This is a genomic window from Streptomyces sp. NPDC091387, from assembly GCF_044756945.1.
GTDB lineage: Bacteria > Actinomycetota > Actinomycetes > Streptomycetales > Streptomycetaceae > Streptomyces.
Genome location: NZ_JBIVTZ010000011.1, coordinates 40841 through 54035, shown reverse-complemented (window position 1 = coordinate 54035; position 13195 = coordinate 40841). Strand labels below are relative to the sequence as shown.

At 72.4% G+C, this 13195-nt stretch carries 11 protein-coding genes; 8 read left to right on the top strand and 3 right to left on the bottom strand.

Annotated features, from left to right (window positions below; genetic code table 11):
- Positions 1 to 34: 34 nt before the first annotated feature.
- Complete coding sequence (locus tag ACIQM0_RS23040) at positions 35 to 967, bottom strand: LysR family transcriptional regulator (protein WP_401289575.1); 933 nt, start codon at positions 965 to 967, stop codon at positions 35 to 37.
- Between the two features lie 170 nt (positions 968 to 1137).
- Between ACIQM0_RS23040 and ACIQM0_RS23035 the strand changes: the two genes are divergently transcribed.
- Entirely contained in the window at positions 1138 to 2100 is a 963-nt protein-coding gene (locus ACIQM0_RS23035; protein WP_363027946.1) for an EamA family transporter, read from the top strand.
- Positions 2101 to 2107: 7 nt separating this feature from the next.
- On the opposite strand, the gene ACIQM0_RS23030 is transcribed toward ACIQM0_RS23035, so the two are convergent.
- Positions 2108 to 3013, bottom strand: coding sequence for an alpha/beta fold hydrolase (locus tag ACIQM0_RS23030; protein ID WP_401289572.1), 906 nt, complete (start codon positions 3011 to 3013; stop codon positions 2108 to 2110).
- Positions 3014 to 3318: 305 nt separating this feature from the next.
- On the opposite strand from ACIQM0_RS23030, the gene ACIQM0_RS23025 reads away from it, so the two are divergent.
- Positions 3319 to 4473: a DUF3103 family protein gene (locus ACIQM0_RS23025; protein WP_401289570.1), complete on the top strand. Its 1155-nt coding sequence runs from the start codon at positions 3319 to 3321 to the stop codon at positions 4471 to 4473.
- A 265-nt stretch (positions 4474 to 4738) separates the two neighbouring features.
- Positions 4739 to 5236 (top strand): phospholipase, encoded by a 498-nt coding sequence (locus ACIQM0_RS23020; protein WP_401289568.1) that lies wholly within the window; start codon positions 4739 to 4741, stop codon positions 5234 to 5236.
- Between the two features lie 90 nt (positions 5237 to 5326).
- On the opposite strand, the gene ACIQM0_RS23015 is transcribed toward ACIQM0_RS23020, so the two are convergent.
- Entirely contained in the window at positions 5327 to 5581 is a 255-nt protein-coding gene (locus ACIQM0_RS23015; RefSeq protein ID WP_401289566.1) for a hypothetical protein, read from the bottom strand.
- A gap of 195 nt (positions 5582 to 5776) precedes the next feature.
- Here ACIQM0_RS23015 and ACIQM0_RS23010 point away from each other — a divergent pair, with 195 nt between their 5' ends.
- Genes ACIQM0_RS23010 through ACIQM0_RS22990 form a run of 5 tightly spaced genes read left to right on the top strand, consistent with a single transcriptional unit; the run spans position 5777 to position 13080 of the window.
- Positions 5777 to 6577 (top strand): TIGR03084 family metal-binding protein, encoded by an 801-nt coding sequence (locus tag ACIQM0_RS23010; protein WP_401289564.1) that lies wholly within the window; start codon positions 5777 to 5779, stop codon positions 6575 to 6577.
- A 38-nt stretch (positions 6578 to 6615) separates the two neighbouring features.
- On the top strand, positions 6616 to 8346 hold the full coding sequence (locus ACIQM0_RS23005; protein WP_401290203.1) for an acyclic terpene utilization AtuA family protein: 1731 nt from the start codon (positions 6616 to 6618) through the stop codon (positions 8344 to 8346).
- Entirely contained in the window at positions 8343 to 9941 is a 1599-nt protein-coding gene (locus ACIQM0_RS23000) for an acyl-CoA carboxylase subunit beta (protein ID WP_401289562.1), read from the top strand. The genes ACIQM0_RS23005 and ACIQM0_RS23000 overlap by 4 nt, the downstream gene beginning before the upstream one ends.
- 8 nt (positions 9942 to 9949) lie before the next feature.
- The gene (locus ACIQM0_RS22995) at positions 9950 to 11908 is read left to right on the top strand and encodes an acetyl/propionyl/methylcrotonyl-CoA carboxylase subunit alpha (protein ID WP_401289559.1); all 1959 of its coding nucleotides are present in this window, start codon (positions 9950 to 9952) and stop codon (positions 11906 to 11908) included.
- Complete coding sequence (locus tag ACIQM0_RS22990; RefSeq protein WP_401289557.1) at positions 11905 to 13080, top strand: acyl-CoA dehydrogenase family protein; 1176 nt, start codon at positions 11905 to 11907, stop codon at positions 13078 to 13080. The genes ACIQM0_RS22995 and ACIQM0_RS22990 overlap by 4 nt, the downstream gene beginning before the upstream one ends.
- Positions 13081 to 13195: the final 115 nt, after the last annotated feature.

The window sequence follows — 13195 nt, the reverse complement described above, 5'->3', positions numbered from 1 at the left end:
ACGGATCGACGACCCGCCGGCCGCGGGAAGTCCCTCACCCCGCGACGTCCCGCCCCACGATCTCGCGGGCCAGCGCCGCGAGATCGCCGAGCGCCGGATGGCCGGGGGCGTCCCGGCGGGCGAGCAGGACCGGCACGGTCGGGGCGTCGGTGAGCGGCCGGTAGACGACACCGGTGTGCGGGTGCATGGCGGCGGTCGAGGCGGTGGAGACCCCGGCGCCCCGGCCCGCCGCGATGGCGGTCAGCCAGTCGTCGGTGTTGGCGACGGTGAGGGTGGCGGCGGGCCGCGCGGACGGCGGCCACAGGTCGGGGGTGGTGGTGCCGGAGACGGTGTTCAGGACGACGGTGCCGGTCGCCAGATCGGCGAGCCGGAGCGCGGCGCGGGCCGCCAGTGGGCCGTCCGCCGCCACGGCCGCGACGCGTTCCTCGTCGAACAGCACCTCGGTGAGGAGGCCGGGCGCCTCGACCGGCCCGCGCAGCAGTGCGGCGTCGACCTCGCCGCGGGTCAGGCCGGCCGTGCGGTCGTCGATGCGCAGGAGTTCGAGCGGGGTCTGCGGATACCGTTCCTGCCAGCTGCGGAGCAGCGGTGTGGTGTACCGGCCGAACGCGGACCAGGCGTGCCCGAGCCGCAGCGGCCACCGCCGCAGCCCGCCGGGGTCGAGCGCCTCGTCGAACGCGGCCACCGCGGCGGCGGCCTTGTCGCGGAAGGCGACGCCCTCGGGGGTCAGGTCCAGGTGGTGGGTGGAGCGGTCGACGAGGCGGATGCCGAGGTGCCGCTCCAGGGCGGCCAGGGTCCGTGAGACGGCGGGCTGGGTGAGCCGGAGCCGGGCGGCGGCCCGGGTGACGCTGTACTCGTCGGCCACGGCGAGGAACGCCCGCAGATGACGGATCTCGACCCCGCGCCCGGCGCTCCGGCCCGTGTTCCGGCCTGTCTCCGTGTTCCGGTGCGCGCCCTGTCCTGTACTCATGCGCGGGAAGCATAACGGGAGCCCAGTCGGCATTTCACGCGCCGCGCGGAGGTGCCTACGGTAGAGGGATGAGTTGCGCGGGGGGAGTGCAACATCTTCAATTGGGCAGTGCAGTGTGTTGCACTGGATTGTCTCTGCCGTATTCGTGAACTCAGGAAGTCGGGCCACAGGTGAACGACCAGGGCACCGCCGCAGAAGCGGCCGCAGCAGTCGCCGTCCCGGAGGCCGTCACCGCCCTCGGTGAACCGGGCGAGCCGGGCCGGGCCGGCGGGCGCCGAGCCGCGCTCGCCCCCGTCGCGCTCGTGGTGGCGGGCGGCCTCTCCGTCCAGTTCGGAGCGGCGGTCGCGGTCCTGCTGATGCCGAAGGCCGGCGCCCTCGGTGTCGTCACACTGCGGCTGGCCGCCGCCGCGCTCGTGCTGCTCGTGGTGTGCCGGCCCAGGCTGCGCGGGCACTCGCGCGCGGACTGGGGCACGGTGCTCGCGTTCGGCGTCGCGATGGGCGGCATGAACACGCTCTTCTACCAGGCCGCCGACCGCATCCCGCTCGGCGCGGCCGTCACCCTGGAGGTGCTGGGCCCGCTCGCCCTCTCGGTCTTCGCCTCGCGCCGCCTGGTCAACGTGGTCTGGGCGGGCCTCGCGCTGGGCGGGGTCCTGCTGCTGAGCGGCGGCGGCTTCGACCGGCTCGATCCGGTGGGCGCCGCGTACGCCCTCGGCGCGGGAGCCATGTGGGCGGCGTACATCATCTTCAGCGCCCGCACCGGCCGCCGCTTCCCGCAGGCCGACGGACTGGCCATGGCGATGGTGGTGGCGGCGCTGCTCTCGCTGCCGCTCGGCATCATGGAGTCGGGCTCGAAGCTCCTGGTGCCCAGCACGCTCGCACTGGGCGCGGCCGTCGCGGTGCTGAGCTCGGTCCTCCCGTACACCCTCGAACTGATGGCGCTGCGCCGACTGCCCGCACCCACCTTCGCGATCATGATGAGCCTGGAACCCGCCATCGCGGCCACGGCCGGCTTCCTCATCCTCGACCAGGCGCTCTCCACCACGGACGCCCTGGCCATCGCCCTGGTCATCGGGGCGAGCATGGGCGCGGTACGCAGCCAGGTGAGGGGCCTGCGGAAGCCGCGGAGCGGCTGAGCGGAAGCTACTCCGCGGCCTGCGCGGCGACGCTCCGGACGGCCTTGACGGCGAGCTCGGTCCGGTCGACGTAGATGTAGTGACCGCTGTCGGCGGCGGTGCTGAGCTTGCTGCGGCTGGAGACCGCGGTCCACTTGCGCTGCCCTTCGGACCACACCTTCTCCAGGCCGTCCCCGTACACGGGGAACTGGCCGAGGTACTTGGTTCCGTGCTGGATGACCTCCACCGGGATGTCTCCGGCCGAGCGGACCTCGGCGTCGGGGAAGACGAGCTTCTCCCGGTTCTGCCCCTCGCCGGCCGCGGCGGTCTGCGCGCGGAGGTCCGCGCTGTCGCCGGTGGCTGACTTGGGGATCACCTTCTTGATGTCCCCGTTCGAGGTGGGCGACGTGGCGTCCATCAGCACCAGTCCCCTGACCCGGTCCTGGTGGTCGGGGGCGTACCGGGCGGCGAGCAGCCCGCCCAGCGAGTGCCCGGCCAGGACGACGGATGTGTCACCGGCGACCTGGTCGAGCACGCCGGTGAGGATCTTCCCGCTGGCGGCGATGGTCTGCGGGCCGGCCGGCGCGTCGCTCGCGCCTTCCCCGAGCCGGTCGTAGGAGCAGACCCGGTCCTTCTCGCTCAGGGTCTTCCGGAAGGCGGCGGTCTTCTTCAGCCCGTCGTCCAGCCCGGCCAGGACGACGACGACCGGCTTGCCGTCGACCTGGCTGCCGGAGCAGGAGACGTTCACCGAACGGCCCTCGACGCGGATCTTCTTCGTTCCGGAGAGCCCGTCCAGGGCGGGCTTCGACAGCGAAGGGTTGCCGTCCAGTCCTTCCAGGAAGCCCTCGTCGTCGTCGTCGCACGCTACGAGCCCCGCACAGGCCGCGGTGATGCACAGTGCGGCCAGGGCGGTCTTCCTGATGATGCGCGCCATTTCGTCCTCCGAACAGGAAAAGGGGCAGGGGGTCCGCATCGGTTGCTGTGATGCGTCGTCGGCCCTGACGCTACGGAGACGGCGGCCTCGAATCATCACCCTGCGGAGCGCACCTGCGGGTAGCTCGCACGGGGGACAGGTGCCCGTGGTCGAACCCGAAGATCTTGGCGCTCAGGAGTTTGCATTTGTCATGTTCGGTACATCTTTTCCTGGGGGGCTATGCGGGTAGACCCCCAGGTCTACTCGCATAGACGCACCCGCTGTCACCCCCTGAATCGCCACGACTCATTCAGCAGGAGACCGCCTTGACCACATCAACACCCCTGCGCACCACCCTGATCGGGGTCGCGCTGGCCGCAACCGTCCTGTTGCCCCTCCAGGGCACCGCGTTCGCCGGACAGAACGACCGGGACGGTTCCGCCGCCACGCCGGTGTCGTCGGTCGCCGGTATCGAGGACGCGACTGCGCGTTCGCTCGCCGTGGCCCTCACCGATCCGGCCTGGGGGAGACAGGTCCGGGACGCGGCGCTGGCCGACGACTCGGTGGACCTGCGGGCGCTGACCCGCACGTCCACCACCGTCGCCGGTGCACGCCTCGCGCCGCAGGTGGCGGCGGCCGACCGGGGCGTCCGTGCTGCGAAGGGGCTGGGCGGACGGGTCGGTTCGCTGCTGCGGGTCGGCCTGGCGGACGCGTCGATGAAGGCCTCGCTCAAGGGTGGCGTGGCCCCCTTGGTGGCCGCCGCGCCGTCCGACGACGACGCGTCGACGTTCACCGCGTACGACAGTGAGGGCGCCGCCCACGAGCTGTCCCTCGCCGCCGCCCCGGACCGGCCCGTCTACCTCGTCGACGTCGACGGCGCCAAGGCCATCACCGAGGGCTTGAAGGTCGTCAATGAGGCGCTGGAGGCGAAGGGCCTCCATGTGCCGGTCCCGGCCGCCCGGCTGAACGCCGCCGCTCCGGCGGTCGACGAGGGGATCGACACCACGCTGATCAACTCGGTTCGGCTCTCCGACGACAAGGAGCCGTGGATCAAGGGTGACGCCGAGATCTTCACCCTGGTGACCGGCTTCGGCAAGGACGGTACGCCGCGCGTCGACACCGTCGAGATGCCGTACCTGAACAAGGACGCCACTACGTACTACCCGAACCAGGTCCTCGTGAACTGGTCGAACTACAAGTACGAGATGGCCGACGCGGTCATGATGGAGGACGACGGCGACACCAACTACCAGGCGCTCGCCAAGGCCCTCGTCACGGCCCTGCTGACCATCACCGACCAGGGGATGTACATCCCCCTGGCCGACGCGCTCCTGGACGCCATCCCCGCGTCCTGGTGGACCGACGACCCCGACTACGTCGACTCCTGGTACACCCTGGCCAAGGCCACCACGGGTACGCGCAACGGCGCGGCGGCCAACGGATGGATCAACGTGTCGCCCTACCACGTGGCGGCTCTCTGACCGCTGGTGCCTGTCCCTTCTCGTGCCCGGAGCGGCTCTCCTCCTGGAGAGGCCGTTCCGGGCTCGGCCGTTCCGCGCTCTACGCAACTGCCTGCGGAAACGCGGAATCCCGCACGCCATCCCTGAACGCGCCGACCGAAACGGCGAGGCCGATTGACGAAACTGTCGCGTTGGCCATGTACATGACGTCATGCTGGAGCTGCCTCATGAGACCCACGAGGCGATCAGCTTCCGCAACTCCCCCCACATTCCCCGGAGGTTGTACATGCGTCGCCGCTTCGCCACCTTGCTCGCCACGGCCGCCCTGTCGCTCCCGCTCGCCCTGCTGCCCGCCGTATCCGCTTCCGCCGCCCCGGCGGACAAGCCCCAGGTCCTCAGCTCCTGGACCCAGACGAGCGCCTCCAGTTACCACGCCTGGAACGCCGCCCGCAACAACCAGGGCGCCTGGGGCGCGTACGGCTTCGACTGGTCCACGGACTACTGCAGCTCCTCGCCTGACAACCCGTTCGGCTTCCCCTTCCAGACGGCCTGCGCCCGCCATGACTTCGGCTACCGCAACTACAAGGCCGCCGGCACGTTCTCCGCCAACAAGGCCCGCGTCGACTCCGCCCTCTACGAGGACCTCAAGCGCGTCTGCGCCGCCTACTCCGGTGCGACGCTGACCTCGTGCAACGCCACGGCCTGGACGTACTACCACGCGGTGGACATCTTCGGCGTCGCACCGGCGAAGGCCGGTGCCGGCAGCGTGACCCGGTCCGCCTGACCCGCCCCGCGGCGCGGAGGCTCGGGCCGGCCCGATCGCGGCCCGAGCCTCCCTCACCCACGTCTGGATCGGTGACGCCCCCGCCACCGTTCACGGTCGGCCCGCGGCCTTCAGCATCTGCCCGACCGCGGTGACGATGACGTCCGGGCGGCCGTGGGTGATGTCGTGCGAGCTCTTCGCGGCGGTCACGAGGCCGCGGTTCGGGGCGCCCTTCACGAACTCCTGCTGGGCGTCGCGCCAGAGCCGCGCGTCGTCGGGGGTCTCGAACGGGATCTGGTCGCAAGCGCATTTCCGGTCGATGGGTCTGCCCGCCCGGTACGTGACTGTCTGAGGCCCCGGTGGCACGTGGGGGTACCCCCTCCGGTGCCGGGGACCTGCTGGGTATCCGCCGGGTATCCGCCGGGTGCCTGCCGGGTGGGCGGCCCGGGGGGAGACGTCCCGGAGAAACCGCTCGGCAAAAATAATGCAAGCATGCTTGATTGTTTTCTGTCCCGCTGGCAGGCTCCGGGGCACACCGCCACGCCCCGAGGGGAGCGCACCGTGTCCGATGCTTCAGCCGTGCTCGACGATCTGCGTAGCGAGAGCGAGGAACTCGACCTACTGGTAGCCGGGTTGAGCGCCCCGCAGTGGGCCGGGGAGACTCCGGCCGCCGGGTGGACCGTCGCCCACCAGGTGGCCCATCTGAGCTGGACCGACGAGGTGGCGCTGCTCTCCGTCACCGACCCCGGGCAGTTCGGGGACGAGGTCGCGAAGGCGATGCGGGATCCCGAGGGCTTCGTCGACGAGGCCGCCGGTGAGATCGTGGCGGCGTACGCCCCAGGCGCCCTGCTCACCCGCTGGCGCGCCGGGCGCGAGCGTCTCCAGGAGGCTCTGCGGGCGGCCCCGGCCGGGACCCGGTTCCCCTGGTACGGGCCGCCCATGAGTGTCGCCTCCATGGCGACCGGGCGGCTCATGGAGACCTGGGCGCACGGCCAGGACGTGGCCGACGCGCTCGGTGTCACCCGCACCCCCACCGCCCGGCTGCGGCACGTCGCGCGGATCGGGGTACGGGCCCGGGACTACGCCTTCTTCGTCCGGGGGATCGAGATGCCCGGCGAGGAGTTCCGGGTGGAACTGGAGGGACCCGGCGGTGAGTTGATCGCCCACGGGCCCGAGGGTGCCGCCCAGCGGGTCACCGGTCCGCTGCACGACTTCTGCCTGCTCGTCACCCAGCGCGCCCACCGCGACGACCTCGCCGTCCGCGCCGAGGGGGCCGACGCCGAGGTGTGGCTCGGCATCGCGCAGGCCTTCGCCGGGCCCGCCGGACCCGGACGCGCCCCGCGGCAGGAGACCGGGAAGTGACGGACGCACCCGCACCCGTGCCTGCATCCGCGTCGCACGTGACGGACGCGCCCGCGCCCCCGCCGCTGCGGATCGGCAACGCCTCCGGGTTCTACGGCGACCGCTTCGACGCCGTGCGCGAGATGCTCACCGGCGGCCCCCTCGACATCCTCACCGGCGACTACCTCGCCGAGCTGACCATGCTGATCCTCGGCCGCAGCCGGCTCAAGGACCCCTCGCGCGGCTACGCCACCACCTTCCTGCGCCAGCTGGAGGAGGGACTCGGGCTCGCCCGGGAGCGCGGGGTGCGGATCGTCACCAACGCCGGCGGACTCAACCCGGCCGGACTCGCCGACGCGGTAAGGGAGTTGGCCGACAAGGTCGGCGTGCCCGTGCGCGTCGCCCATGTCGAGGGCGACAGCCTCCCCGTACCCGACGGCTACCTCACCGCCAACGCCTACCTCGGCGGCGACGGCATCGCCGCCTGCCTGCGGGCCGGGGCCGAGGTCGTCGTCACCGGGCGGGTCACCGACGCCGCGCTCGTCACCGGGCCCGCCGCCGTCCACTTCGGCTGGGGCCCCGGGGACCACGACGCGCTCGCCGGAGCCGTCGTCGCCGGGCACGTCCTGGAGTGCGGCACCCAGGCCACCGGCGGGAACTACTCCTTCTTCCGCGGCCACGACCTGCGGCGGCCCGGCTTCCCCGTCGCCGAGATCCACGCCGACGGCACGTCCGTCATCACCAAGCACGACGGCACGGGCGGCGTCGTCGACGTCGGTACGGTCACCGCCCAACTGCTGTACGAGACCGGCGGCGCCCGGTACGCCGGACCCGACGTCACCGCCCGCCTCGACACCGTACGACTGGCCCAGGAGGGCCCCGACCGGGTCAGGATCTCCGGGGTGCGGGGTGAGGCCCCGCCGCCCACCCTCAAGGCCGGACTCACCCGGCTCGGCGGCTGGCGGAACGAGGTCGTCTTCGTCCTCACCGGACTCGATGTCGAGGCCAAGGCACAGCTCGTCCGGGACCAGGTCACGGACGCCTTCGACCGCGCCGGACGCCGGCCGGAAGAGGTGCGGTGGGAGCTCGCCCGTACCGACCGGGCCGACGCCGCGAGCGAGGAGACCGCGAGCGCGCTGCTCCGGCTCGTCGTCCGCGACCAGGACCCGGACGCCGTCGGGCGGGCCCTGTCCGGTGCCGCGATCGAGCTGGCCCTCGGCAGCTACCCGGGCTTCCACGTCACCGCCCCGCCCGGAAAGGGCGCGCCCTACGGGGTGTTCGAGGCCCGGTACGTACCGGCGGGAGAGGTGACGCAGGTCGCCGTGCTCCCGGACGGTCGGCGCGAGGCGCAGACAACGCCCGCGCGGACACAGGTCCTCGCGGACGTCGAACAGCCGTCACTGCCGGAGCCGTTGGCCGCCGGGCTGCCCACCCGCAGCGCACCGCTCGGTCGTCTCGCGGGCGCCCGCAGCGGCGACAAGGGCGGGGACGCGAACGTCGGGGTGTGGGTGCGGAGCGACGAGGCGTGGCGGTGGCTGGCCCACGAGCTGACCGTCGAGCGCTTCCGCGAACTGCTCCCGGAGACCGCCCCGCTCACCGTCGTACGCCATGTCCTGCCCCACCTGCGCGCCCTGAACTTCACCGTCCACGGGCTGCTCGGCGAGGGCGTCGCCGCCCAGCACCGCTTCGACCCGCAGGCCAAGGCGGTGGGGGAGTGGCTGCGCTCGCGCCACCTGGAGATACCCGTGGCCCTTCTGGGCAGCGCCGACGCACCGGAGGTGCACGCATGACCGTCCTGCCCACCGGGCTCGACACCGCGAGCCCCGAATACAGCGCGAACCGCACGGCCATGCTCGACAAGCTCACCGAGCTGGACGCCGCGCACGCCAAGGCACTGGAGGGCGGCGGTGAGAAGTACGTCGAGCGGCACCGCTCGCGCGGCAAGCTGCTGGCCCGCGAGCGCATCGAGCTCCTGATCGACGAGGACACCCCGTTCCTGGAGCTGTCGCCGCTCGCCGCCTGGGGCAGCGACTACGCGGTGGGGGCCTCGCTCGTCACCGGGATCGGGGTGGTCGAGGGCGTGGAGTGCCTGATCACCGCCAACGACCCGACCGTACGCGGCGGCGCCTCGAACCCCTGGACGCTGAAGAAGGCCCTGCGCGCCAACGAGATCGCCTTCGCCAACCGGCTGCCCACCATCAGCCTCGTCGAGTCGGGCGGCGCCGACCTCCCCTCGCAGAAGGAGATCTTCATCCCCGGCGGGGCGCTCTTCCGCGACATCACCCGCCTGTCGGCCGCCGGAATCCCGACCGTGGCCGTCGTCTTCGGCAACTCCACCGCCGGAGGCGCGTACGTCCCCGGCATGTCCGACCACACCGTGATGATCAAGGAACAGTCCAAGGTGTTCCTCGGCGGTCCGCCGCTGGTGAAGATGGCCACCGGCGAGGAGAGCGACGACGAGTCGCTCGGCGGCGCCGAGATGCACGCCCGCACCTCGGGCCTCGCCGACCACTTCGCCGTCGACGAGCAGGACGCCCTGCGCCAGGCCCGCCGCATCGTCGCCCGCCTCAACTGGCGCAAGGCACACGGCGATCCGGGCCCGGCCGAGCCGCCGAAGTACGACGAGGACGAGCTGATCGGCATCGTGCCCGGCGACCTGAAGGTGCCCTTCGACCCGCGCGATGTCATCGCCCGGCTGGTCGACGGCTCGGACTTCGACGCGTTCAAACCGCTCTACGGGACCAGCCTGGTCACCGGCTGGGCGCGGCTGCACGGCTACCCGGTCGGCATCCTCGCCAACGCGCAGGGCGTGCTGTTCAGCGAGGAGTCGCAGAAGGCCGCCCAGTTCATCCAGCTCGCCAACCAGCGCGACATCCCGCTGCTGTTCCTGCACAACACCACCGGCTACATGGTCGGCAAGGAGTACGAGCAGGGCGGCATCATCAAGCACGGCGCGATGATGATCAACGCGGTGTCGAACTCGAAGGTCCCGCACCTGTCCGTGCTGATGGGCGCCTCCTACGGCGCCGGGCACTACGGCATGTGCGGCCGGGCGTACGACCCGCGCTTCCTGTTCGCCTGGCCCAGCAGCAAGTCCGCCGTCATGGGCCCGCAGCAACTGGCCGGGGTGCTCTCCATCGTCGCCCGCGCCTCCGCCGCCGCGAAGGGACGCCCGTACGACGACGAGGCGGACGCCGGACTGCGCGCCATGGTCGAGCAGCAGATCGAGTCCGAGTCCCTGCCGATGTTCCTGTCCGGCCGGCTGTACGACGACGGGGTCATCGACCCGCGCGACACCAGGACCGTCCTCGGGATGTGCCTGTCCGCCATCCACACCGCACCGGTCGAGGGCGCCCGCGGCGGCTTCGGCATCTTCCGGATGTGAGGCCACACATGATCACCACTCTGCTAGTCGCCAACCGCGGTGAGATCGCCTGCCGCATCTTCCGCACCTGCCGCGCGCTCGGTATCGCCACCGTCGCCGTGTACTCCGACGCGGACGCCGACGCGCTCCACGTACGGGAGGCCGACACCGCCGTACGGCTGCCGGGGGCCGCACCCTCCGACACGTATCTGCGCGGCGATCTCGTCGTGGCCGCCGCCCTCGCGGCGGGCGCCGACGCCGTCCACCCCGGGTACGGCTTCCTCTCCGAGAACGCCGGGTTCGCCGCCGCCGTGCAGGACGCGGGGCTGGTCTGGGTCGGCCCGCCGGTCAGGGCCATCGAGCTGATGGCGTCCAAGACCCGCGCCAAGGAGCTGATGGCCGCCGCCGGGGTCCCGCTCCTCGCCCCCGTCGACCCGGCCGCGGTCCGCGCGCAGGACCTGCCGCTGCTCCTCAAGGCGGCTGCGGGCGGCGGCGGCCGAGGGATGCGGATCGTGCGCGAACTCGACGAGCTCGACGCTGAGTTGACGGCGGCGACGGCCGAGGCACTGTCCGCCTTCGGGGACGGCGAGGTCTTCGCGGAGCCGTACGTGGAGCGCGGCCGGCACGTCGAGGTCCAGATCATGGCCGACGCGCACGACGGCGTCTGGGCACTCGGCACCCGCGACTGCTCCCTCCAGCGCCGCCACCAGAAGGTCATCGAGGAGGCCCCCGCACCCGGCCTCGACGACGGGCTGCGCGACCGGCTGCACGACGCCGCCGTCGCCGCCGCACGGGCCGTCGGCTACCGGGGCGCGGGCACCGTCGAATTCCTCGTCACCGACGACGGGCGGCCGTACTTCCTGGAGATGAACACCCGCCTCCAGGTCGAACACCCGGTCACCGAAGCCGTGTTCGGCCTCGATCTCGTCGCGCTCCAGCTGCGCACCGCGGAGGGCGAACCCCTGCCGTCCGCCGCACCCCCGCACCCCGCCGGGCACGCCGTCGAGGCCCGGCTCTACGCCGAGGACCCGGCCCGCGACTGGCAGCCACAGACCGGAGCACTGCTCTCGCTCGACGTACCGGACGAGCCCGGCGTGCGCCTGGACACCGGATACACCGGCGGCGACACCATCGGCGTGCACTACGACCCGATGATCGCCAAGGTCATCGCCCACGCCCCCACCCGCACCGAAGCCGTACGCCTCCTCGCCCGCACCCTGGAACGCGCCCGCGTCCACGGCCCGGTCACCAACCGCGACCTGCTCGTACGCTCCCTGCGTCACCCGGACTTCGTGGCGGCCCGCCTGGACACCGGCTTCTACGAACGCCACCTGAAGGCGCTGACCCCCGCACCCGATGAGGCGGCCGTCCGGCTCGCGGCCACCGCCGCCGCCCTCGCGGAGGCGGCCCGCAACACCACCGCCACCGCCGGTGTCACCCGTTTCGGCGCCTGGCGCAACCTCTCCTCGCAGCCCCGCCTCAGGCACTACCGCAGCGAACCGGACGGCGCCGAGCACGAGATCACCTACCGCACCACCCGCGACGGGTTCGCCGCCCCCGCGGAGGGCGTCCGTGTCGTCTCCGCGAGCCCCGGCCGCGTCACCCTCGAAACGGAGGGCGTCACCCGGCACTTCGACATCCACGGCCGGGACGACCGGCGGTACGTGGACACCGCCACCGGCTCGTACGCCTTCACCGCGCTGCCCCGCTTCACCGACCCCACCGAACGGACCGAACCCGGCTCCCTGCTCGCCCCGATGCCCGGCACGGTGGTCCGTCTGGCCGAGGGGCTGGCGGCCGGGTCCGCCGTCGAGGCCGGGCAGCCGCTGATCTGGCTGGAGGCGATGAAGATGGAGCACCGCGTCCTCGCCCCCGCCACCGGCACCCTCACCGCGCTCCACGCCGCACCCGGCCTCCAGGTGGAGGTCGGCGCACTGCTCGCAGTCGTCACGGACGACGCACCCGCACCTGTTGAGGAGACCGCATGAGCACCGTCCTCGAAACCGAAGAGCACCAGGCCCTGCGCGCCGCCGTCGCCGCCCTCGGGAAGCGGTACGGCAGGGAGTACTCCATCGCCCTCGCCCGCAAGGGCGAACACCCGCGGGAACTGTGGTCCGAGGCCGGCAAGCTCGGCTATCTCGGCGTGAACCTCCCCGAGGAGTACGGCGGCGGGGGCGGCGGCATGGCCGAACTCTCCATCGTCCTGGAGGAACTCGGCGCGGCCGGCAGCCCCCTGCTCATGATGGTCGTCTCCCCGGCGATCTGCGGAACCGTCATCGCCCGCTTCGGCACCGAGACCCAGAAACAGCAGTGGCTCCCCGGGCTCTCCGACGGCACGCTGTCCATGTCCTTCGGCATCACCGAACCGGACGCGGGCTCCAACTCGCACCGCATCACGACCACGGCCCGCCGCGACGGCGAGGAGTGGGTCCTCACCGGCCGCAAGGTCTTCATATCCGGCGTCGACACCTCCGACGCGACCCTCGTCGTCGGCCGCACCGAGGACGCCAGGTCCGGCAGGCTCAAGCCCTGCCTCTTCATCGTCCCGCGCGACACCCCGGGCTTCGAACGCACCGTGATCGACATGGAACTGCACGCGGCCGAGAAGCAGTTCGAGCTGGTCCTCGACGAGGTACGGCTGCCCGCCGACGCGCTCGTCGGAGGGGACACGTCCGGGGCCGATGCCGGTCTGCTCCAGCTCTTCGCCGGCCTGAACCCGGAGCGCATCATGGGCGCCGCGTTCGCCATCGGCATGGGCCGGTACGCCCTCGAACAGGCGGTGGAGTACGCGAAGACCCGCACCGTCTGGAAGGGCGCGCCCATCGGCTCCCACCAGGCCATCGCCCATCCGCTCGCCCAGGCACACATCGAGCTGGAGCTGGCCCGGCTGATGATGCAGAAGGCCGCGAAGCTCTACGACGACGGTGACGACGCCGGCGCGGGCGAGGCCGCCAACATGGCGAAGTACGCCGCCGCCGAAGCCTGCGTCAAGGCCGTCGACCAGGCCGTCCACACCCTCGGCGGCAACGGCCTCACCCGCGAGTACGGCCTCGCCTCCCTGGTCACGGCCGCGCGGGTCTCCCGTATCGCGCCCGTGAGCCGCGAAATGATCCTCAACTACGTCTCCCACCAGACCCTGGGACTCCCCAAGTCGTACTGACCGGCCCCGGCCCCGTCCCGGGCCTTCCGCATCCCCGTCCGCAGCGGCGATGCCGACCCAGTCCACCACCGAACGGCCACCCGGCGTCCCCGCTGACCCAGCGGCGGGCGCCGGC

What these genes read in the sequence shown, in the direction of transcription:
- ACIQM0_RS22995 (WP_401289559.1), top strand. Translation starts at nt 9,950, where the DNA reads ATGATCACCACTCTGCTAGTCGCCAACCGCGGTGAGATCGCCTGCCGC.
- ACIQM0_RS23020 (WP_401289568.1), top strand. Translation starts at nt 4,739, where the DNA reads ATGCGTCGCCGCTTCGCCACCTTGCTCGCCACGGCCGCCCTGTCGCTC.
- ACIQM0_RS22990 (WP_401289557.1), top strand. Translation starts at nt 11,905, where the DNA reads ATGAGCACCGTCCTCGAAACCGAAGAGCACCAGGCCCTGCGCGCCGCC.
- ACIQM0_RS23040 (WP_401289575.1), bottom strand. Translation starts at nt 967, where the DNA reads ATGAGTACAGGACAGGGCGCGCACCGGAACACGGAGACAGGCCGGAAC.
- ACIQM0_RS23030 (WP_401289572.1), bottom strand. Translation starts at nt 3,013, where the DNA reads ATGGCGCGCATCATCAGGAAGACCGCCCTGGCCGCACTGTGCATCACC.
- ACIQM0_RS23000 (WP_401289562.1), top strand. Translation starts at nt 8,343, where the DNA reads ATGACCGTCCTGCCCACCGGGCTCGACACCGCGAGCCCCGAATACAGC.